Genomic DNA, 22,396 nt, shown 5'->3' with positions numbered 1-22,396 from the left:
GTGCCCGCGGCCCAAACGCTTAAGCTGGATCATTATGTATCGCTTAGCTCCGGCCACCGTGCTCATTCTTGCCGGCCTGACGGCACTGGCCGCACCGCTGGCGGCCAACTGGTCGCAGCGCCTCGAGCAGCAGCGCGACGCCTTTCGCCAGGCCTGGCCGGAAGCGCTCGATGGCGATGCCAGCTCGATCCGGCAGCACCAGCTGCTGCTATCGGACTACCCTCTTTACCCGGACCTGCAGGCAGCCTGGTTGCGTTCCCAGCTCGGCCGCATCGACGATGCTGAAATCGCGGACTTCGTCAGCCGCCACCGCGGCTCGTCGGCCATCCGTGACCTGCGTTATCGCTGGGCAAAATCGCTCGCCAGCCGGGGCCAGTGGCGCAGCTACCTCGACATCTACGATGTCGACTATTCGTCGAGCGGCGACGAAACGCTGACTTGCCTGTCATTGAACGCCCGCCTGAAGCTGGGTCCGGATGAGCAGTTTGCACGCGACGCCCTGGCTTTCTGGATGAATGGCGAGAGCCGCGCCGGAGAATGCGACCCGGCTTTCGCCTGGCTCGAGCAACAGGATGTCATCGGTGACGACGATCGACGCCGTCGTATTCAGCTGGCGCTGGACAAACGCAAGTTCGAACTGGCGGCATGGCTGGCACGGCCGATGCCCGAAGCTGACCGCGAATATGTGCAGATGTGGCGGCGCATGCGACATCGTCCCGCCGACGTGCTGGTCAACTGGCGCCAGATATCCGACAGCGAGCAACACCGCGACCTGATCATTTACGGCGTCAAGCGTCTCGCTCGCAGTGACGTCGAAGCCGCTGCGCGGGTTTGGGCTGAAGTGGTCAATGCCTATGATTTCGATACCCGGCAGAATCGCTCGGTGCTGCGTTCACTGGCGCTGACCTCAGCTCGCAATCACCAGCCACACGCCCCGGAGATGATATTCGGGCTTGAACGCCACATGGTCGACGATACCTTGCTGGAGTGGGGTGCGCGGGCATCACTGAAGCACGGCGACTGGGCCAGCGTGCTGCAGGCGATCGGTGCAATGAGCGAAAAAAACCGCGGCGAGGCGAAGTGGCAATACTGGCGCGCGCGAGCTCTCGAAGCCAACGGCCGCAGCGATGAGGCGGCCGGTGTCTATGCCAGGCTGGCGCAGGAGCGCGGCTTTTACGAATTTCTAGCCGCCGATCGCATCGCTGCTCCGTATCAGTACAACTACATTCCCGCTGATCCCGATGAGCAACTACTTACCCGGCTGGAAAACAATCACGGACTTGTACGCGCCCGCGAACTGTTTTTTGTCGACCTGCACGGCAAAGGCCGCTCCGAGTGGGATCGCAGTGTCGCCGACCTGACTCGTGCCGAAAAAGCGCAGTCGGCAATCCTGGCAAATCGCTGGGGCTGGCATTCGCGGGCTATTTCGACAGCCGCACGGGCCGGAATTTTCGACGACCTGGCAATCACCTACCCGATGGCGTTTCGCGAACTGTTCGAGCAGCACAGCGAATCCCTTGGCCTGCCGGCCACCTGGGCTTTCGGCATCGCACGTAGCGAAAGCCTGTTCATGCCCGATGTGACCTCCTCGGCCGGCGCGCTGGGTGTCATGCAGGTCACGCCCGAAACCGGCCGGCTGACGGCGCGCCAGGCCCGCATGCGTTATCGCGGGCGCTATACGCTGCTTAATCCCGAGGACAATATCGCGCTCGGCACCTTCTATCTCGATCGCATGCTGGCGCGTTTTGATGACCACCAGGTGCTGGCCACCGCGGCGTACAACGCCGGGCCACACCGCGTCGATCGCTGGCTGCCGGAGGACGAAGCCGTCGCTGCTGACATCTGGGTCGAGACCGTTCCGTACACCGAAACCCGTGGCTACCTGCGCCGCGTGCTGACCGCCGACGCAATCTTCCACTGGCGTCTCACCGGCAATACCCGGCGGCTGGCCGCCATCATGCCGCCGGTGCCGATCGCCGACTAGCTTCCCGGTCGCCACGGCGCCCGGTAACCTGTTCCGCCTGATACCGGTTAAACTGCCCGCATGTCTGATCGAACTATATGTGTACTCGGCGGTACCGGCTTTGTCGGCGGCCACCTCGTTACCCGACTGGCCAATGCTGGCTGGCGGGTGCGGCTGTTAACCCGCAGTGCGGCACGCCATCGCGCGCTGAAAGTTTTGCCGACGGTCACCATCGTTCAGGGCGATGTGTACAACCCCGAGTTCCTGCGCCGCCAGGTTGCCGAATGCACGGCGGTCATCAACCTGGTTGGCATTCTCAATGAAAGTGCCGGTCATCGTGACGGTAAAGGTTTCGAGCGGGCCCACGTTGAGCTGACCGGCAAGCTGATCGCTGCCTGCCAGGAAAGCGGCGTGCGCCGCGTATTACAAATGAGCTCGCTCAAGGCCAATGCGGCCGACGGCCCCAGCCACTACCTGCGCACAAAGGGTGAGGCCGAAGCTATCGTTAACCGCGCCCGCGACATAGACGGCACAATATTCCAGCCATCGGTAGTCTTTGGTGCCGACGACTCTTTTATAAACGTTTTTGCCGCGCTCCTGCGCGTGCCATCGCCGCTGTTCCTGCTGCCACGCGCCAATGCCCGCCTGCAGCCGGTTTATATCGGCGACGTTGTGACTGCATTCGCACAGGCCATCGACAACCCGGCGACTTTCGGCAAGACCTACCAGCTGGGCGGCCCGGAAGTCTATTCCCTGCGTGAGCTCATCGAGCTTATCGCCAGCTCCCTTGGCGTGCGTCGTAAAGTCATCGGCATGCCGGACGCGCTGGCGCGCCTCCAGGCGTTCATTATGGATTTCGTTCCGGGCAAACCATTTTCCACCGATAATTACCTGTCACTGACGGTCAACAGTATTTGTGACAGTAACGGGCTGGAACGACTCGGTATACAGCCCACTTCCAGCGCGCGTCTGATACCTCAGCTACTGGGCGGCCGGCTGGGACGCGGTCGCCTTGATAATTACCGCCGCCGCAATCAGTCCGCCTGACCAGGCAACGACTCCGCCAGTTCGCTCATACGCCGGTCACGCTCTTCACGCGGCAACTCGCCAATCTCGCGGGCACGCTGGTAGAACAGCCGCAGGTCCCCGTCTGCCTCTGACAGCAGCGCGCGAAACGCCGGCACCTGTGCCTGGTAAGTGGCGACCGAACTCAGCTGGGCATTGTTGAGTGGCCCGGAAAACCAGCGCTCGTAGCCGGAGTAACCGCCCCACTGCTGCCGCAGGCGATCGTGCGCGGCGCGCATGCCGGCAATAATCTCCGCTTTGGCAGAACGCATGTGCGCAGAATCCAGATCGGACCGGTAAAGCGCGGCCAGCCTGTCACGGGTTTCGACAATCAACGTAGTGAACTGCGCAGCGCGACGCTCCTGACGCTGCCAGCGCAGCCAGGCATCCTCGTCGTCGCGGCGCGCAAGCCAGCGGCGCACGCCCTCTTCTTCGACCATCGTCGCAAAACTTTCGTTGAACGTGGTCGCGTCCTTGATATACAGCTGCTGGTGCGACAGCTCATGAAATATCAGGCCGGCCAGGTACAGGTCATCGCCGGCCAGCATGGTGTTCAGAACCGGATCGGCAAAACGCCCCAGGGTGCTGTAGGCAGCTATTCCCGCAACATAGACATCCATTCCCTGCGCTGCCAGACCGGCGGCATACTCCTGCGCCTTCTGTTCGCTGAAATAGCCGCGATAGGAAATACAGCCGACGAAAAGAAAACACCAGGTTTGCGGTTCGACAGCAAACTCCGGCGCGGCAAAAACGTTCCAAACCACGTAGGGGCGCTCGAGATCGGCATAGCTGCGATAGCTCGGGTTATCCGGCAAACCCAGCTCCGCCGAGGCAAACTGACGCATCTCTGTGATGCTCAGCAGGCGGCTGCGCAGGTGTGCCGGTGTGTCCGGGTCCGCAAGCAGCTCCTCAATATCCACGCGGCGCGACATAAGGTCGAGCTGCCCGCGCACCGACTGCAGGTAGTAGCCGGCTCGAACGCAACCGGCCGCAGGCAGCAACAGCGAGATGACCAGGACTGACAGCAGGGCGCGCATCGGTTTGAAGATATCACGTTGACCGGCCGCGCCGTTGCTAGAATGGCGCAATGAAAATCTATCGGGTAGGCGGAGCGGTGCGTGACCGGCTGCTGGGGGAACCGGGCGGCGACGACGACTATGTCGTGGTTGGCGCCACGCCACAGCAAATGCTCGATCGCGGCTTCCGCCAGGTCGGCGCGGATTTTCCGGTGTTCCTGCATCCCGAAACTGGCGAGGAATACGCGTTGGCACGCACTGAACGCAAAACCGGCCGCGGTTATCACGGCTTTGACTGCTACGCGGCAGAAGATGTAACCCTGGAACAGGACCTGGAACGTCGCGACCTTACAATAAACGCGATTGCCGAAGACGAGGACGGCAGACTTATCGATCCATACGGCGGTGCCCGCGATATCGAGGCGCGCGTCTTGCGTCACGTGTCACCGGCTTTTGTCGAAGACCCGCTCCGGGTCCTGCGCGCCGCCCGCTTCGCCGCACGCTTTCATCACCTGGGATTTGAGCCCGCGCCTGAAACTCTGCAGCTTATGAGCGAAATGACTGGCAGTGGCGAGCTGGATGCGCTGGTCGCCGAACGGGTGTGGCAGGAAATACTCAAGGCGCTCAACACCCGTCGTCCTGATGTCTTTGTCTCGACCCTGCGTGAATGCGGCGCACTCGCCGTGGTATTGCCCGAAATTGATGCGTTGTTTGGAATTCCGCAGCCGGTGCGCTGGCACCCGGAAGTCGATACCGGCCGGCACCTGCTGCTGGTGCTGGTGCAGGCGGCGCAGCTCAGTGATGACGCGCGCGTACGCTTTGCTGCACTGACTCACGACCTGGGCAAGGCCACAACGCCCGCCGAGCAGCTGCCCGGCCACCGCGGTCACGAGCAACGATCAGTAGAGCTGCTGCACCCGCTGTGCGACCGGCTGCGCGTACCCAATGACTTTCGTGAACTGGCCCGGATTGTTGCGCGCAATCATATTCGCTGTCATCGCGCCCTGGAGATGCGCGCCAACACGGTGATCAACCTGCTTGAAGAATGTGACGCATTCCGCCGGCCCGAACGCTTCGAGCTGTTCCTGATTGCCTGCGAAGCCGACGCGCGAGGACGCCTCGGCATGGAACAGCGCGACTATCCACAGGCGCGCCTGCTGCGGCGGGCATTGCAGGTCGCATCGGCGGTTTCGGTGGCCGACATCGATACGGCCGGTCTGGATGGGGCCGCCATCGGTGCGCGTTTGCACCAGGCCCGGGTGGCAGCGATTCGTACCACGGCGACCGCCGACGACTGACCCGGCGGCGACCGGTTGCCAAAACTGTGCCGGCGTTATTCGAAGCGACGGGGATCCTCAGGTACCATCCGCGCCGATGGATTGGCTCGAACCCCTCATTCTCGGCATCGTCCAGGGCCTTACCGAGTTTTTTCCGGTTTCCAGCTCCGGTCACCTGGTAATGATGCAGGAGCTGCTCGATTTTCAGCCGGGCGGCGGACTTGTATTCGAAGTGGCTGTTCACGTCGCCACGCTGGTCGCCATCCTTATTTTCTATCGCCGGCCCGTAGCGCAAATTGCAGCTGGCGCGATCACTGGCAAGGCCTATGCGCTGCGCTACGTAGGCAAGCTGGTCGTCGGCACCTTGCCGACGGTTGCCACCGCACTGCTGGCACGCTCGCTGATCGAATCGACCTTCGACATGCCGATCGTGACCGGCTACATGCTGCTGATCACCGGCGCAATAGTCTGGAGTACCCGCTACACCACTAATCGTGGCCGCAACCTGGAACCGACCTGGACCGGCGCGCTTCTCATCGGCTGCGCCCAGGCGCTGGCCATCCTGCCCGGTATATCGCGCAGTGGCTCCACGGTCGCCGCAGCAATGGCGTTGGGCATGGCACCCGCCGCTGCCGCAGAGTTCTCTTTCCTGCTCGGGGTGATTGCAATGGCCGGAGCCGCGGTTCTGCTTTTACCGGAAATCTCGCAGGCCGACACCGCACTGGCCAGCAGCATAGCTATAGGCAGCATCGGAGCGTTGTTGAGCGGACTGGCTGCTTTGTCCGCCTTCGTCTGGATGCTAAAGACGCAGCGGTTTTATATCTTTGCAGGCTACGCGTGGCTGGCCGGCATGACGTTCATTGCCTGGCTGCTCTGGCTATAACGAAGCAGACAGGTCGCGAAAAGAAAAACCTGCCGGTTTTCTGTCCATGCCGCGGGTCAGCGCCATTACCCGAAACCTTTCACCCATTTCTCCCGGCATCATCAACCGCCGCAGCTGACCGTTCAGTGTGGCGAGATGCTGCTCGTCGGTGCCGGAGCGACGCAGCTCGTCGTACCGTTGCTCGATACCGCTCGCCATCAGGAAGTGGGCCTGTGTTGCATAACCGCCGACAGCCAGTCCCGCAGCAACACCTGCCTCGGCGACCGCGGTGAAATCAACCCAGGCGGTGATGTCCTGCAATCCGGGATAGACAAAAGGATCGCTGTGAGCGCGGTGACGGTAGTGACACAACAGCGTGCCCATGTGACGCTCGGGGGCGTAGAGTTCGGCCCGTGAACAGCCGTAGTCGATAAAAATCATCGCGCCGCTTTGCAACTTTTGTGCCCACGCCGAAATAAAGTGCGCCAGCTGCGGCCGAATTTCTGCGGTATAGCCATCCGGCAGCGCACGGCCGATAACCTCCTCGACGCGGCGCACCGCTGCCGTCAGCCCGGCCCCGGCTTCACGCGTGGCAGCAACAAACCGGCCATCGCGCATTCGAACTCCTTTGGCCAGGACAACGCCATCGCTGATTACGAACAACTCTACCGGCAGCGCGTCGATTACTTCGTTGGCCAGGAGGACACCGGAAAATGACTCCAGGTCGTCTGGCCCGTCCACCCAGCGAACATTGCTCTGCCGTACACCCTGCCCGCTGATTGTTTCCGCCTGGCGCTGGCGCAACTCGGCAGACACATCTGCCATCACGTAATCGACCTGCGGTAGTTCGCCGAGGATTGTTGCCGCCAGCCTGCCGCTGCCGCCACCCGCTTCGACGATAGTGTTGCCGTCGACCTGCTGGAAAATATCCTGGCACTGACTGGCCAGGCACAGTCCAAACAACGGAGATATTTCCGGGGCAGTGACAAAATCACCGGCCGCACCAAATTTCGCAGCGCCGGCGCTGTAGTAACCCAGCCCCGGCGCATACAGCACCTCGCGCATGTAGTCGGCAAAACTGATCCAGCCACCGGCCGCGTCAATAGCCGCGCCGATGTGTTCGATCAGCTTTTTGCTGTGCGCACGCGCCACCGCGTCGGGTTGTGGCCATGTTGATTCGACGATACCGCTCCGCTTGGGCAGAATGAATGATGGAATTATTGCCTGAGAGCAGCAGCTGACGCTAACCATGGATAATAAGGTCGTCCTGATCACTGGCGCGGCGCGCCGCATTGGCGCGGCGATAGCTGCGTGCCTGCATGATGCTGGCGCCCGGGTGGTCGTGCACTACAACCAGTCAGCCGATGACGCAGAAAGCCTGGTTGCCGGATTCAACGCAAAGCGCGACAACTCTGCGCTTGCGCTGCAGGCCGATATCCGTGATTTCGCCAGGCTGCCGGACCTGGTGGAAAAGACCGTCAACCGATTCGGTCAGCTTGATGCCCTGGTCAACAATGCCTCGACGTTTTATCCCACGCCGGTCGGTAATATCGATACCGGCGACTGGGAGGACCTGCTCGGCACGAACCTGGGCGCGCCCCTGTTTCTGTCGCAGGCCGCGGCGCCACGACTGCGCGAAAGTCGCGGCGCTATCGTCAATCTCGTCGATATTCATGCAAAGCGGCCGCTGCACGAACACCCGGTCTACTGCGCAGCAAAAGCCGGCCTGGACATGCTGACCCGCTCACTGGCACGCGAGCTTGGACCCGACATTCGCGTCAATGGTGTCGCGCCCGGTCCCATCCTGTGGCCCGAACAGGGCGTCGACGATGATGCGCAGGAAAAAATTATTGCCGCCACAGCGCTGAAACGTACCGGTGATCCCGATGATATCGCCGCCACGGTGCTGTTCCTGCTGCGTGATGCCGGATTTATTACAGGCCAGATCATCGCCGTCGACGGCGGCCGCAGCATCTAGCCTTTTCTACTCAGCCCTGCGAGCCCGCGGAGGAAGTTCTGCGCCATCTTCTCAACGCTCAGCCTATCTCGCACCAGCTGCTGCGCGCGTGCACCCATCGCGTCTAGCTGCTCAGGATTACTCAGCACTCGCTTGATGGTCGCAGCCAGAGACTGCGGGTTTCGGCTCTCAAACAATGCACCATGCTCACCATCTCTGAACAACAATGCTTCCGGCATATGACTGCTCAGCGGTGATGAGATTACGGCGGGGAGCCCATAACTGAATGCATGCAGTAGAGAAAGCCCGACTGCTCCGCCGTAGACAAAAAGCTGTGATGCACGCATCCACCTGCCTATTTCGTTTTCATCGAAAATCTTCCCGACAAACAGGATTTCTTCGGTCAACCCGACCTCCCTCACTCGATCCCTTAAGTATGGCTGCAACTCGCCACCACCGAGTATCGCGAGTTGTAGATTGAAATTGTCATCTTTGAGCAATCGCATAGCGTCTAATAATATGTCGATGCGGGCTTTGGCGGTAAGCCGCCCAATGGTCAGGATCAGGGGCGCCGTTAAGCTGGCTGCCGTGCGAAACACTTCGATGTCATGCCGGCTGAGCGAGTCACTTACCGCCAGGCTGGCACTGGTATCAAACGAGTTATCCAGACCGACAGCCCGCTGCTTCAAATTATCCGGTAGCCGCGCAATCTCTTCCGGGTAGTAAACAAAGATTCGGGTGGACATCCGCATCAATCGGTATCGCCATGCGGCACGGCGCGGTACTGAGGTGGCGGACACGGCATGCCCCCACCAAACCACCGGAACGCGCCGCAGACGGGCTACGAACATAGCAATCATGCTGGAGATATAACGCGGATTACCGTTTATCACGAGTATCTCCGGCGGATCCCGCAGCACCTTACTTACAAGCCCAGGTTGCCATGCGGCCCGCCGCCCAATGCAATACTGCGGAACGATTTCATATCGGCAATTAACGCCGGCAAGATCGCTGCCGGCACCATCCAACGACGACTCTGAACACAGCAATTCCACATCGGCCTCGGCGGCCAGGCATTCAAAGAACCGGCGCCTATAGGCGGGCGCTGATGGCTGGACTATCAGGATGCGCGGCATCAGTCGGAAGCCATCAGCCAGGAGAGCACTGGAGCTGTAAAGTTTTCGACCGTGTGTACGGCGAAATGCTCTTTGCCGTTGGCACCCAGCTGTTGACGCAATGACGGGCTGGCAACCAGCTGTCCCAGCGCCGTTGCGACGACCCTGGCATCGGCTACGTCGACGGCCAGGCCGCACTGGTAGTTCTGCGTCATCCAGCCAATCAGGCCTCGATCGCACGACAGCACGGGCCGTCCTGCAGCTCCCGCAAGCACAATGACGCCGCTCATCGTGTCGTGTCCCTGGTAGCCAAGCCAGACGATATCGGCCGCGGCAAAGGCCGCACCCTGCTCCTGTTCATCAAGAAAGTGATCCGCCTCGTGCAGGCGGCCCTGCCGCCGGAGTTCTACAGCGGAGCTCATTTGCAGCACCTGCTTCGCAGCATCTGTCTGCGCGCCTGCTAATAACACATGAAAATTACCGAGGCGCACAGCGGCCTCCAGCAGCGGCGCAATTCCTTTGCGCGGACCGATACTCCCATACAGCAGCACCAGGCAAACCCCTTCCGGGATACCAAATCTGCCGCGCGCGGCGGAGATCATCGAATCGGCTGGACTCAGGTCAGCCGGATCCGGCAGATAAGAGGTCCTGACGGCCAGCGGACCAACAACCTGTTCGCACCATCGCGGTAGCGTCGGGTCGATGGTAAACAGTTTTGCCAGGGAGTTGTTGCGCAGCATGCGCAGAAACATCTTCTTTTTTATTGCGTCGAGAGGAGCAGCTGCGGTGGGAACCCCGCTGGCAGCATGGTGAAAACGCTGCCGCATAACTATGCCCGACCATGGTGTGCGGCCAAAAGGCGAACCCTTTATTGCAATAGCGTTGACGCAACTATCCAGATAACAAACCAGCACCGCATCCGGCTGCGCCTCAGCGGCAGCCTGCCGATACATGCGCCGCAGCAGATCGTGATAAGCAAACTCTGCGCGCATCAGGCTGAATACTCCGTCGCCCTTTCGCGGGAGCGCGGTATTGAGAAGGACCATCCTGACGCCAGCGGTTTTCCCCACGGCGGCATACACCGGATGAGCGGCTGACGAATCCAGTGTTGACAGCGTGACGGTGTGTCCGGCGCCTGCTGCCGCCCTCGCCAGGTGTGCCGCGTAGACTGGCTGATGCCCGCTACTTTTTGGCTCGATTAGGAGCAGGTTTGCCAAGGCGTCTTATTGCAGGCCGTCGAACAGGTTGTAGCTGCGCGGTGGCGTGTAGCGGGATTTTTCTCGCGACCGCGCGCTCAACGAACAGGCGTTGTTGTCGATAACGTACAGCGCCTCGGCCAGCGACGCTTCGAGCGGGTCACCCAGCGCGCGCTCCAGCTCATCAGCGGCCGGGCAATCCACGGCAAAACCGGCGAAAAAATCCGTGTTGCCGACTGCGTTTTCGTTTGCAAATGAAATTGGCCGCAGCACCTTGTCGCAAAAAGAAAACCCATAAGAACCGACTGGCTTGCCGACAGTATCGTCCCCAACCAGCCAGACATCGATAAAAGGATCGAGCCCGTTGATGATCAGCTCGCTGGCCGACGCGGTCGAACCGCTGGTGATAATGACAACCCGGTTCAGGTCCAAAGCGTCGGCTTCGTCAACAAAGTTCGTGGTCAGGTTACGGTCTGCGTTCTGCATGTTATGTACCCGGCGGGTGAAGACTTCTCCTGCTGTAACCTGCCCACCCAACAAACCGGCCAGGTAATTCGCAACGGAAATAAGCCCACCACTGTTGTAACGCAGGTCCAGCACCAGCTCGGTCACGCCCTGCTGCTGCAGGTCGGCAAAAGTCGACGCCAGTGCGTCAAACGAAGGTTCGACAAAATTACGGAACTTGAGATAACCGGTGGTCCTGCCATCAACGTCGAACACAGCCTGCGCCGATACCGTGTCGATAGTCACAATCGCCTTGAACAGGGTTGCCTGCATTTCCGTGCCCGCAAGGTCGGTGTAGCGCAAATTGACCTGCGCCCCCTCCCGGTCCGGACCGAATGCCGCCGACACGCCATCGCCAGCGACGGCCTCGGCTATGGTCTGGCCGTTGATCTCCAGGATGCTGAAACCCCGATCGATACCGGCCGCCCGTGCCGGCCCGTCACTGAAGGTCTGCGTCACCTGCAAGGTATCCCCGCCAGTCAGCAAGATACCCATGCCAATACCAATGAACTGGCTGTTGGAAAAAAACGCGTCTTCTGCCGCAGCATCCGCAATAACGCTGAACCGGTCCAGTTCAGAAAACAGCAGCGCATTGAGCAGCTCCTGCGGAGACGCAAACAGGTCCGGATCGAGTTCCGGCATTTCGTCGACCCAGTAATAGATGTCTTTCATTACGTCGCTGACGAAGCGGTTTTGTGCGATCACCGAGCAGTCATCGGGCAACACGGCATTAATCGGTGCGCCACCGCCACCACCACCGTTGCCGCCCCCGCAAGCCGACAGCAGCACGGCCACAATTACCGGCCATGCCAACCGGCTTACCATCGCAGGTCCACTGGCTGCATCGCGTGATCCTGCAATGCGCTGTCGCGCCACAGGTCGGCCAGGCTGCGTTTCTCGACCGGGTGCACCACGTTGCCGGCGAGCTCCGCAAGCGGGCGCAGGATAAAAGCGTGTTGCAGTATTTCCGCTCGCGGTAATCTGAAGTCCGGGTCGTTGAATACCCGGCTGCCGTACATCAGCAGGTCGCAGTCCATCGTGCGCGGAGCAAAACGAATGCCACTGCGTTCGCGACCACACTGCTGCTCGATGCGAGCCAGTGTTGCCGATACCGATTGCACGTCTTCGCTGGTATCAAATGCGATAACCAGGTTGAGAAAATCGTCGCCGTCAAAACCCACAGCGGCATTGCGATAGGCGGTCGAACGGCGCAACGGGCCATAGTGTTGTTCCAGTGCGCGTAACGCCATCGCAATGTAGTGCTCCGGCTGCACGTTGCTGCCGATGCCTACAAAAACCTCGTTGGTCGCTGCTGCGGCGCCCGGCACGGCCTCACCGCGGGTAATCGTGATGCCGACATCTTTCGCTCCACGCACCGCACCGGGCTTGTGCACGCTGACACGCACCCATGGCAACCCGTGTTCATTGATTACGATCCCGGCGATGCGCTCCGCCAGCGTTTCGACCAGCTGGAATTCCGACTCGGATACAAACGCAATCAGTCTCTTGGCCACAGACTTGTAGTTGACCGTATCGCTGATGTCGTCGCTGCGTGCAGCGCGTCCTGCGTCGGCCGGCATCACCAGGTCGATTGCCACCGTCTGTCGTACCCGGCGTTCCCAGTCGTTGATTCCGATAATCGCACGCACCCGCAGGTCGGTAAGAAAGATGGTGTCGCCGTCATCAGTCATGTGCATCGTTCTGTTTTCCCTGCGGCCTTCAGTTCATCCAGCGGCCAGCGCGGCCGCGCGCCAAAAACTGCCGGCTCTTTCTCACCCGCGGCCAGTCGCAGCAGCCCGGCGTAGGCAATCATCGCCCCATTGTCGGTGCAGAATTCACCGCGCGGATAGCACACCCTGACAGCGGCCGCTGCGCAATCTGCCCGCAGCCTGGCGCACAGCCTGGCATTGGCGCCGACGCCACCAGCCACAACCAGTGTGCCATGCCCGGTCTGCTCCAGCGCCCGGCGACACTTGATGGCCAGCGTGTCGACCACGGCATCCTCAAAGCCGCGCGCGATGTCGGCCGGCGCGGCAGCATCATTTTCAGTTGCCCTGAGCACGGCAGTCTTGAGCCCGCTGAAACTGAAGTCCAGCCCCGGGCGGGCCGTCATCGGCCGGGGAAAATCTACCGCCCCGGCGCGGCCCTCGAGCGCCAGCCGGGCAACTTCCGGCCCGCCCGGATAACCCAGGCCAAGCATCTTCGCGGTCTTGTCGAAAGCCTCGCCGACGGCATCATCACGGGTTTCGCCCAGGATCCGGTATCGGCCGAGACCGCTGACATCAACCAGCATCGTGTGGCCGCCCGAGACCAGCAGGGCCAGGAAGGGAAATTCCGGCGGCTCATCCTCCAGCATCGGGGCCAGCAGGTGACCCTCCATGTGATGGATACCCACTGCCGGCACCTGCCAGGTCCAGGCCAGGCTGCGGGCAAACGCCGCCCCGGTCAGCAATGCGCCAGCCAGACCGGGTCCGGCGGTATAGGCCACGCCGTCGACCGGCGGCCCGCCCTTGCGGTCCCGCAGAACCTGCCCGAGCAGCGGTATCAGCCTGATCACATGGTCGCGCGAGGCCAGTTCCGGCACCACCCCGCCCCACTGCGCATGCAAATCGGCCTGGCTATGCAGCACATGCGCCAGCAGGCCATCCTGCTCATCGTAGACAGCCAGGCCGGTCTCATCGCAGGAAGTTTCTACACCAAGTACCCGCATTCCCTTTACACCCGGAGAACCCGCCACTAGAATACCGCGTTCGGCCGAATGCGGCCTTTTTTTAACTGTATTTTGAGGTTTTGGTATGCCCAGCGTCCGGGTCAAGGAAAACGAGTATTTCGATGCCGCCATGCGGCGCTTCAAGCGCGCCTGCGAGAAGGCCGGCATCCTGACTGAACTGCGCCGGCGTGAGTATTACGAAAAGCCCACCCAGGAAAGAAAGCGGCGCAAGGCCGCTGCGGTGAAGCGTCATGCCAAGCGGATTTCCCGCGAGACTGGCCGACGCAAGCGTCTGTACTGAATTCACTCCATTGTCAGCTCTGAAGACCAGGCTCGGCGACGACGTCAAGGCGGCGATGCGTGCTGGTGAAAAGACGCGCCTGACAACACTGCGCATGGTCATGGCGGCCATCAAGCAACGTGAAGTAGATGAGCGCATCGAACTCGACGATGCCGCCGTCACCACTGTGCTCGAAAAAATGGTCAAGCAACGCAAGGAGTCTGTGCAGCAGTTTGCAGCCGCCGGACGCCAGGAGCTGGCCGACAAGGAACAGGCCGAGATTGAGCTGCTCCGCTCGTACCTGCCTGAACCATTGGACGACGCGGCACTTGCGGCAATAATCGACGAAGTCATGGCCGCAACGGGCGCCAGCAGCATGCAAGATATGGGCCGTGTAATGGGTGCTGTGAAAAAAGCCGCTGCCGGTCGGGCGGACATGGGCAAAGTCAGCGCGCTGGTCAAACAGCGGCTGGCTGGCTGATTTACACAGCGTCACCTTTCGGGGCTACGCGGCCCGGACTTTTCAACTAAGCTTCGGACTCTGATCGATAACACGACCCAGCGAGATGAGCGGGCGCATTCCACAACAATTTATCGATGAGCTGATTGCTCGCACCGACATTGCCGAAGTCATCGGTGCCCGCGTGCGGCTGAAGAAAGCCGGTCGCGAGTTCAAGGCATGCTGCCCCTTTCACGAGGAAAAGACACCGTCTTTCACCGTCAGCCCGACCAAGCAGTTCTATCACTGCTTTGGCTGCGGCGTGCATGGCACGGCACTGGGTTTCATCATGGAATATGAGGGCCGGGGGTTTATCGAAGCCATCGAGGACCTGGCGGCGCAGGCCGGTATGGAAGTACCGCGCAGCAGCGGCGGGGACGCGCCGGTGCGGCCACGCACCGAGATTTACGCGACGCTGGGCGAAGCGGCAGCGTACTACTGCGAACAACTGAAGAAAAACGGGCCGGCGGTCGACTATTTGAAGGAACGCGGGTTGAGCGGCGAGATCGCCCGGGAGTTTGCTATTGGCCACGCCCCGGACAGCTGGGACGCGCTGGTCGGTTCGATCGGTGCCGATACCGACGCGCGCAAGCACCTGACCGATACCGGGATGATAAAGCCGCGCCAGGGCGGCAACGGCTTTTATGACATGTTCCGCAACCGGATCATGTTTCCCATTCGCGACACCCGCGGCCGCGTTATCGCTTTTGGCGGCAGGGCGCTCGGTGACGGTGAGCCCAAGTACCTGAACTCTCCGGAGTCGCCGCTGTTCCATAAGGGCCGCGAACTATACGGCCTGCACGAAGCGCGCCAGGCGTTGCGGGATATTTCCACGCTGCTGGTGGTCGAAGGCTATATGGACGTTGTGGGCCTGGCGCAGCACGGTATTCGCAACGTTGTGGCGACGCTCGGGACAGCTTGCACGGAAGCGCACCTGGATCGCCTGTTTCGTATCGCCGAAAACGTCGTGTTTTGTTTTGACGGCGACCGCGCCGGTCGCAAGGCCGCATGGCGGGCGCTGGAAAACGCGCTCGGCAGCGTGCGTGAAGGCCGGCGCATCGATTTTCTGTTCCTGCCAGACGGGCATGATCCGGACTCGCTGGTGCGAGCCGAGGGTGCCGAACGGTTTCGGCAACGCATCGACGCAGCATTGCCGTTATCGGAATACATGGTGCAGCAGCTGGCTGAGCAGACTGACCTCGATCACGTCGATGGCCGCGCCCGCTTTGTCGAACTGGCCCGGCCGCTGGTAGAAGGGCTGCCTGACGGGGTCTACCGCGAAATGCTGGTCGACCGCATTGGCCAGACAGTGCGGATGGAGCCGGCGCGCTTGCGTTCGCTGCTGGGCAGCACACCACAGGCGGCACGCAAACCCCGGCGTCGCGCGCGGCATCGAATCAGCACGGGTCGTGGCAACCTGGTGCGCCAGGCAATTACGCTGCTGCTGCATTACCCGGGCATCGCAGCACAGGTGGATGCTCCGCAGCAGCTGCCGCAGGTAGACCGGCCCGGAGTCGATGTGCTGGCACGATTGCTGGCCGAGCTGCAGGCGCAGCCCGAGCTGTCCACCGCGATGGTGCTGGAACGCTGGCGCGAGGATGCGGTCGGATCACACCTGGCAACGCTGGCGGCGACCGAGCCGCTGGTCGAGGAGGAAGAGGCCGTCGCGGAATTGCGTAACAGTCTTTTACATTTGGTCGCGCGGGACGTATCCCGGCGGCGGGCCGATGAGCTGATGACCAAAGCGCGTCAAAAACAGCTCTCCGCGGAAGAAAAGCTGGAATTACAGCAACTTCTGCGGGATCGCGGCCGGCCACAGGCGACCGGGGACGAGGGTCGCCTACTGTAGCGGGGGCACGGTCTCCGATATACTGGTTTGTTTGTTTGCACAGTTTTTGAGGCACATGTTTTGAGCGGGAAGAAAGCAGCACCTGAACAGTTGAAGCCCGGCGTCGCGGAAGACCGCGCGTCGCAGCTGAAACTGCTGATCGCGCGCGGTAAAGAGCAGGGTTACCTGACCTACTCCGAGGTGAACGATCACCTGCCCAACGAAATCGTCGATCCGGAACAGATCGAAGATGTCGTCAACATGATTAACGACATGGGCATCACCGTGCATGAGAAAGCACCGGATGACGATTCCGTGTTGTTGTCCGACGCGCCCGTGGCCGACAACGATGACGACGCTGCCGAGGCCGCCGCTGCGCTGGCCACCGTCGACAGCGAGTTTGGCCGCACCACCGACCCGGTACGTATGTACATGCGCGAAATGGGTACGGTAGAGCTGCTCACTCGCGAGGGCGAAATCCGCATTGCAAAGCGCATCGAGCAGGGGCTCAACCAGGTACGCCGCGCCACGGCCATGCTGCCGCGCACCCCGGACATACTCATCGAAACCTGGGACGAAGTGCACCGTGGTGACAAGCGTCTCAACGAACTGCTGACCGGGTTCATCGATCCCAATGCACCCGATGAAATTGCCAAGCCGGTCAATACGGCAAACGGCGAAAAGAAATCGACCGATGACGATGAGAAGAAGAAGGATGACGGGCCCGATCCGGAAGAGGCCAAGCGTCGGTTCGCCACCATGAAACGCGCCTACAACCGGATGATCAGCGGCATTGAAACCTCCGGCTCCAGCGATCCCAAGGTGTATAAGGCACGGGAACGCATCGCCGACCAGATCATGGAGCTGAAGCTGGCGCCAAAAACTTTCGAGGTTCTCGTCGGCAGCGTGCGCGAGACCATCGCCATGATCCGCGCCCAGGAGCGGCAGATCATGCAGTACTGCGTACGCGAAGCTGGTATGCCGCGCAAGGATTTCATTGCCAGCTTCCCGGCGAATGAAACCGACCTGAACTGGGTCGAAAAACATATACGCGCCAAGCGCAAGCATTCATCGACGCTGGCCAAGCTGCGGCCGGACATTACCCGCGCCCAGCGCAAGCTGATACTGATGGAGAAGATCAATCACATGTCCATCTCCGAAATGAAGGAGATTAACCGGCAGATGTCCATCGGCGAGGCCAAGGCGCGCCGTGCCAAGAAGGAAATGGTCGAAGCCAACCTGCGCCTCGTGATTTCTATCGCCAAGAAATACACCAATCGCGGGCTGCAGTTCCTCGACCTCATTCAGGAAGGCAACATCGGCCTGATGAAAGCGGTAGACAAGTTTGAGTACCGCCGCGGCTACAAGTTTTCGACTTACGCCACCTGGTGGATTCGTCAGGCAATCACCCGGTCGATTGCCGACCAGGCCCGCACGATACGTATCCCCGTGCACATGATCGAAACCATCAACAAGCTCAACCGCATCAGCCGGCAAATGCTGCAGGAGATGGGCCGCGAACCGACACCGGACGAACTGGCCATCCGCATGGAAATGCCGGAAGACAAAGTGCGCAAGGTGCTGAAGATCGCCAAGGAACCGATCTCGATGGAAACGCCAATCGGTGACGACGAGGATTCACACCTCGGCGATTTCATCGAGGACACCAACGTCGATTCACCGGTTGATTCAGCCACCAACGAAGGCCTGCGCGAAACCACGCACGGCGTGCTGGCCGGCCTGACGCCGCGCGAAGCAAAAGTGCTGCGCATGCGTTTCGGCATTGATATGAATACCGACCACACGCTGGAAGAGGTCGGCAAGCAGTTCGACGTCACCCGCGAACGTATTCACCAGATCGAAGCCAAGGCGTTGCGCAAGCTGCGTCATCCCAGCCGCTCCGAGCAGCTGCGCAGCTTCCTGCTCGAAGACTGAACTCACGGCAACAGCAGGGGACAGTACAGGTACTGTCCCCGTGACAATGGTGGGCCCGGTAGGACTCGAACCTACGACCAAGGGATTCACTGTGCCCCACTGTTTCCGGTGGGAGTGGACTATCTCACCACCCACGACGCAAATCGTTAGGGTGCGGGACGCTCTAGCCTGTCATTAAGAACACTGTAGTTCTCAGGTAGTCTCTGCACCTTCCGGCGGTGCACCGCCGGCTTGGCTCAGGGTTGCCGCCGACACGGATCGGTACGGTTCCCCTGAATTCATCCCGTTCATTTCATGCCTTTCAGCATGAACGCACCTTCTCGATGAGTCCCCTGCTCTAACCAACTGAGCTACAGGCCCACTCAGGCGCGAGATTCTAACAGGCCGGCTGCCAACGGCAATGGCAGCGACCGAATCCTGTCCCGCAGTTTGCAGGCGCTACAGCGCCTGTGCCGAAGAAATTCGATGCAGGCAGTTTTTGCGCCCGCCCCGTAGCGCCGCGCAGATTGAACAGTTTTTAGTCAACTTTCTATTTCTTATAGCTTTTTCCGCAATTTCGTGACGTGAGTCAAAGCGGAAATGTGACGCCGCGCAACGTTGAAAATCAGCTACTTGGATAGCATGGTCCAGATCGATCGAGCCGGCTTCAAGTGACTGAATTAAATTATAAAACAAGCTGTTTCAGCGTCGCACGTTGCGCCGCCCTGGCAATGAGCGTGGTGCTGGCGTCGTGCAGCGGCGGCGGTGGCTCGGCTCTGGACCCGCTATCCGGCCCTGCCGGCACCAACAACCCACCGCGCGCGTTCAACGTGCAGACCCAGGCGCAGCCCGGTAATGACCTGATCCTGCGCGTGCTCGATACCAGCCTCGATCGCGACGGCGATTCACTGAAAATTGTCTACGTAACCCAGCCCGCGCACGGCACGGTGACCATCGAGGACAACGGCACACCGGGTGATTTTTCCGACGACTACCTGCGCTACGTATGCGACGACGTCTTCGTCGGCGTGGTCAGTTTCCAGTACACCATCAGTGATGGCAAGAACGGGCGTGCCACCGGCGTTATCCAGATCACCGTCGGTAACCCGCTCAATAACCTGCCGCTGACTGTGGACGACGCCGTAACGACAGCCATGAACACACCTGTGGCAATCGAGGTGCTGGCAAACGATTCGGATCCTGACGGTGACTCACTGACAATCGGCAGCTTCACAACGGCCATCAATGGCGCGGTTGCACATGACGATCGCAGCACTGCCGATCCCGGCGACGACTGGCTGGTCTACACACCGGCGCCCGGCTTCACCGGTATCGATACTTTCTCCTACAGCGCCAGCGACGGCACTGACTCAGCGCCTGGCATTGTCACCGTAACGGTCGGCGTCCCGGTGGCAACGGAAACGGTTTGCGGTATCGTCATGAAAGGCGCGCTGCGCGGCGCGTTGGTCAGCCTGCTTCCCGTTGACGCAACCGGCAACCCGGCCGGCGCCGCGGTAGCGCAAGCTATCACCGACAGCACCGGCCGCTGGTGCGCTGATGTACCGCTGCCACGCGGTAACTTGCTGGTGCGTTCATCGGGAGGCGGGTTCGACGACGAGACCGACACCGCCGGTAATCGCAGCATCGTGCTGAACGCTGGCGAAGGCCTGGAAACCTACCTGCCGGGCAACGAATCTTTTGTCTCGCTCAACGTTTTCACCAACGCGATCCTCGAAAAAAGCCGCAACACCGCCGGCAGCGGCAGCTTTGCCGGCATTTTTGCCGCTGACCGTGTCTTCTACCGCACCGCCTTCGGCTGGCCGGCTGACCTGCTGGCGACCACCCCTTCCGATGCGGCGGCACTCGATCCGGCTGACCCCGAAACTGCGCGCATCTATGGCATGGCCCTGGGCGGCGTGGCCAATGTCATCAACGACGTGGCCGTTCGTTTTGCCCGCTCACAGATGACCTTCGAGATGATCCGCGCCGTCATTGTCGACCTGTCCGACTGCGTGCTCGACGGTTATCACTTTGTTGGCGCGACCAGGACCCCGGTGGTCTTTTCTCTGAGCGGCACACCTACGAACCTGCCAACAGACCTGGATTTGAATCTGTCGATATTGCGTTTCCGCAACAATAACCTCAGCGAGTTTGGCGGTACACCACTGGCGCAGATCGAAGGCTCCGTGTGCCTGGGCGCGGCCGACGACGATGACACCGTCGCGCCGGTCTTTATCCCGGACCCGCTGGCTGATCTGAGCATCCGCGCCACCGGGCCGCTTACCGACCTGCTGGCTGTGACGCCGGTGCCGCTGGCGTCGGACAACATCGACCCCAGCCCTGACGTACAGGCCATTGCCATTACGACCGCGTCGGGAACACCCGTGCCGCTGGGTTCTCCGAACGTGCCGCCGGGCAGCTATGACATCACCTGGCAGGCCAGCGACTCGGCATCAACACCAAACACCACCGTGACGGTGCAACGCGTGACGATACTGGCCAATGACACCGGCACCGTGGTCCTCGAGCCGGCCAGCTTCGTTCCCGGTACCGCGCTGTCTGTTACCGTCAGCGACGCCGATCACGATGTCGACGGCGCTACAGCCGACACCGTATCGGTTGTGATCAGTAACCTCGCCACGCTCGAGACCGAGACCGTGGTGCTTACTGAGACCGGCCCGGCAACTGCCGTTTTCAACGCTACACTCGATACGCTGTTTGGTACCTCGCCAGGCCTCGATAACGATGCTCTCCTGGTGGTGGAGGCAGGTCAAACCGTCGAGGCACGCTACGACGACGCCCTCGATATCAGCGGCAACCCGGCGGTCGCAACCGACCAGTCCGATGTGGACGGCGGCTTTGACGGCAGCATCACGATGTCGCCGGCCAGTATCGTTCCCGGTGACACGCTGACGATCACGGTCACCGACACCGACCTGGATACCGACCCGGGGCTGGCCGAGACTCTCGACATTACCGTTACCGAAGGCGCCGAGTCCGAAACCGTCACGCTGACCGAGACCACGCCGAACAGCGGTATCTTCTCGGCCAGCCTGCCGACCCAGTTTGGCACTGCTGGCAACAGCGAAGACGGCATCGTCGACGTGCAGGCAGGTAACACCATCGTCGCCAGCTATGACGATGTGCTGCTTGGCAATGGCGGCAGCGCCACGGTCAGCGACAGCAGCGCGGTCGGTGGCGGCACCGACGGCAGCGCAACACTGGCACCTGATCCGGTGGTGGTCGGTGACCTGCTTATGCTGTCTGTCACCGATCCTGACCTGAACACCAACCCGGCGGTGGCCGAAACGGTTAATGTCAGCGTCAGCGATGGCGTGGAAACCGAGACGGTGCTGCTGACAGAGACGGCAGCCAACACCGGCGTCTTCAGCGGCAGCCTGCCAACGCAGTTCGGCACCGCCGGACCTGACGAGGATGGCATCCTTGACGTGCAGGATAGCCAGACCATCACCCTGACCTACCTCGATGCCCTGACACTGATCGGCAACAGCGTCACCCGCACCGATGCTTCAGCGGTGAACGGCGGCACCAGCGGCACCATCGTGTTAGATCCTGATCCGGTGGTGCTCGGCGACAGCCTGTTAATCACTGTCTCGGACATCGACCTGGACACCAATCCGGGACTGGCTGAAAACGCCACTGCGACGGTTATCAATACAGTGACGGGCGAAGCAGAATCCGTTCTGCTGACCGAAACCGGAATCAATACCGGCGTGTTCACCGGCTCACTGCCAACGCAGCTGGGTGCCGGGCCTGGCCCGGACAACAATGGCGTCCTCGATGCGCAGGTAAACCAGCAGCTTGAGGCACGCTACGATGATGCCTTCACTGACACCGGCGGCACGGCAACGGTGACCGATGCCGTGATGACGACCGGCGGTATCGACGGCACCATCACGATTACCCCGGCCAACATCGTCCCCGGCGACACCCTGACCATCACAGTCGATGATGCTGATCTCGACACCAACCCGGGTGTGGCCGAGACGGTCGATATCACCGTCACTGAAGGCGCCGAGACCGAAACCGTTACGCTGACCGAGACTACGCCGAACAGCGGCGTCTTCTCGGCCAGCCTGCCGACACAGTTCGGCACGGCCGGTAACAACGAAGACGGCATTGTCGACGTGCAGAATGGCAGCACTGTCGTTGCCAGCTATGACGATGCACTGACCGGTATCGGCGGCAC

At 61.1% G+C, this 22,396-nt stretch carries 17 protein-coding genes and 1 pseudogene; 10 read left to right on the top strand and 8 right to left on the bottom strand.

What is annotated here, in order from left to right; genetic code table 11:
* The first annotated feature begins 34 nt into the window (after nucleotides 1-34).
* Both HKN06_06535 and HKN06_06530 read left to right on the top strand, forming a co-directional pair.
* Nucleotides 35-1,984 (top strand): transglycosylase SLT domain-containing protein, encoded by a 1,950-nt coding sequence (locus HKN06_06535; GenBank protein NNF60972.1) that lies wholly within the window; start codon nucleotides 35-37, stop codon nucleotides 1,982-1,984.
* A 60-nt stretch (nucleotides 1,985-2,044) separates the two neighbouring features.
* On the top strand, nucleotides 2,045-3,010 hold the full coding sequence (locus tag HKN06_06530) for a complex I NDUFA9 subunit family protein (GenBank protein ID NNF60971.1): 966 nt from the start codon (nucleotides 2,045-2,047) through the stop codon (nucleotides 3,008-3,010).
* Here the strand turns inward: HKN06_06530 and HKN06_06525 are convergent.
* Nucleotides 2,998-4,065, bottom strand: coding sequence for an aminopeptidase (locus tag HKN06_06525; GenBank protein ID NNF60970.1), 1,068 nt, complete (start codon nucleotides 4,063-4,065; stop codon nucleotides 2,998-3,000). The two genes, HKN06_06530 and HKN06_06525, sit on opposite strands and share 13 nt — an antisense overlap.
* A 50-nt stretch (nucleotides 4,066-4,115) precedes the next feature.
* Here HKN06_06525 and HKN06_06520 point away from each other — a divergent pair, with 50 nt between their 5' ends.
* Nucleotides 4,116-5,342 carry a multifunctional CCA addition/repair protein gene (locus HKN06_06520; protein NNF60969.1) on the top strand — a complete coding sequence of 409 codons (1,227 nt, stop codon included), beginning with the start codon at nucleotides 4,116-4,118 and terminating at the stop codon, nucleotides 5,340-5,342.
* A 76-nt stretch (nucleotides 5,343-5,418) separates the two neighbouring features.
* Nucleotides 5,419-6,204, top strand: a complete 786-nt coding sequence (locus HKN06_06515) for an undecaprenyl-diphosphate phosphatase (GenBank protein ID NNF60968.1) — start codon at nucleotides 5,419-5,421, stop codon at nucleotides 6,202-6,204.
* Here the strand turns inward: HKN06_06515 and HKN06_06510 are convergent.
* Nucleotides 6,199-7,335 (bottom strand): SAM-dependent methyltransferase, encoded by a 1,137-nt coding sequence (locus HKN06_06510; GenBank protein ID NNF60967.1) that lies wholly within the window; start codon nucleotides 7,333-7,335, stop codon nucleotides 6,199-6,201. The genes HKN06_06515 and HKN06_06510 overlap by 6 nt on opposite strands.
* 97 nt (nucleotides 7,336-7,432) lie before the next feature.
* Between HKN06_06510 and HKN06_06505 the strand changes: the two genes are divergently transcribed.
* Complete coding sequence (locus tag HKN06_06505) at nucleotides 7,433-8,161, top strand: pteridine reductase (protein NNF60966.1); 729 nt, start codon at nucleotides 7,433-7,435, stop codon at nucleotides 8,159-8,161.
* Here the strand turns inward: HKN06_06505 and HKN06_06500 are convergent.
* The 6 genes and pseudogenes from HKN06_06500 to tsaD all read right to left on the bottom strand — a co-directional run bounded on the left by HKN06_06500 (nucleotide 8,158) and on the right by tsaD (nucleotide 13,665).
* Nucleotides 8,158-9,276, bottom strand: coding sequence for a glycosyltransferase family 4 protein (locus tag HKN06_06500; protein NNF60965.1), 1,119 nt, complete (start codon nucleotides 9,274-9,276; stop codon nucleotides 8,158-8,160). The genes HKN06_06505 and HKN06_06500 overlap by 4 nt on opposite strands.
* The gene (locus tag HKN06_06495; protein NNF60964.1) at nucleotides 9,276-10,472 is read right to left on the bottom strand and encodes a glycosyltransferase family 4 protein; all 1,197 of its coding nucleotides are present in this window, start codon (nucleotides 10,470-10,472) and stop codon (nucleotides 9,276-9,278) included. The genes HKN06_06500 and HKN06_06495 overlap by 1 nt, the downstream gene beginning before the upstream one ends.
* A 6-nt stretch (nucleotides 10,473-10,478) precedes the next feature.
* Nucleotides 10,479-11,768 carry a hypothetical protein gene (locus tag HKN06_06490; GenBank protein ID NNF60963.1) on the bottom strand — a complete coding sequence of 430 codons (1,290 nt, stop codon included), beginning with the start codon at nucleotides 11,766-11,768 and terminating at the stop codon, nucleotides 10,479-10,481.
* A 5-nt stretch (nucleotides 11,769-11,773) separates the two neighbouring features.
* Nucleotides 11,774-12,241, bottom strand: a complete 468-nt coding sequence (gene folK, locus HKN06_06485) for a 2-amino-4-hydroxy-6-hydroxymethyldihydropteridine diphosphokinase (GenBank protein ID NNF60962.1) — start codon at nucleotides 12,239-12,241, stop codon at nucleotides 11,774-11,776.
* 33 nt (nucleotides 12,242-12,274) lie between these two features.
* Nucleotides 12,275-12,646: pseudogene (gene folB / locus HKN06_06480) on the bottom strand (dihydroneopterin aldolase).
* On the bottom strand, nucleotides 12,643-13,665 hold the full coding sequence (tsaD, locus tag HKN06_06475) for a tRNA (adenosine(37)-N6)-threonylcarbamoyltransferase complex transferase subunit TsaD (GenBank protein ID NNF60961.1): 1,023 nt from the start codon (nucleotides 13,663-13,665) through the stop codon (nucleotides 12,643-12,645). The pseudogene folB and the gene tsaD overlap by 4 nt, the downstream one beginning before the upstream one ends.
* An 85-nt stretch (nucleotides 13,666-13,750) precedes the next feature.
* On the opposite strand from tsaD, the gene rpsU reads away from it, so the two are divergent.
* The 5 genes from rpsU to HKN06_06450 all read left to right on the top strand — a co-directional run.
* A complete protein-coding gene (gene rpsU / locus HKN06_06470; GenBank protein ID NNF60960.1) occupies nucleotides 13,751-13,966 on the top strand; it encodes a 30S ribosomal protein S21 in 216 nt (71 codons plus the stop codon).
* Nucleotides 13,917-14,426 carry a GatB/YqeY domain-containing protein gene (locus tag HKN06_06465; protein NNF60959.1) on the top strand — a complete coding sequence of 170 codons (510 nt, stop codon included), beginning with the start codon at nucleotides 13,917-13,919 and terminating at the stop codon, nucleotides 14,424-14,426. The genes rpsU and HKN06_06465 overlap by 50 nt, the downstream gene beginning before the upstream one ends.
* An 85-nt stretch (nucleotides 14,427-14,511) precedes the next feature.
* Nucleotides 14,512-16,293, top strand: a complete 1,782-nt coding sequence (locus tag HKN06_06460) for a DNA primase (GenBank protein ID NNF60958.1) — start codon at nucleotides 14,512-14,514, stop codon at nucleotides 16,291-16,293.
* Nucleotides 16,294-16,383: 90 nt separating this feature from the next.
* Nucleotides 16,384-18,207, top strand: coding sequence for an RNA polymerase sigma factor RpoD (rpoD, locus tag HKN06_06455; GenBank protein ID NNF60957.1), 1,824 nt, complete (start codon nucleotides 16,384-16,386; stop codon nucleotides 18,205-18,207).
* A gap of 650 nt (nucleotides 18,208-18,857) precedes the next feature.
* Nucleotides 18,858-22,396 (top strand): cadherin-like domain-containing protein (locus tag HKN06_06450; GenBank protein ID NNF60956.1); only part of this gene is annotated, 3,539 nt, incomplete at its 3' end.

The sequence above is a fragment of the Gammaproteobacteria bacterium genome (genome assembly GCA_013003425.1).
In the GTDB taxonomy this organism is placed as follows: domain Bacteria; phylum Pseudomonadota; class Gammaproteobacteria; order Steroidobacterales; family JABDKV01; genus JABDJB01.
Note: the sequence above shows the minus strand (reverse complement) of the source record. Positions and strands in the feature narration are given on the sequence as shown.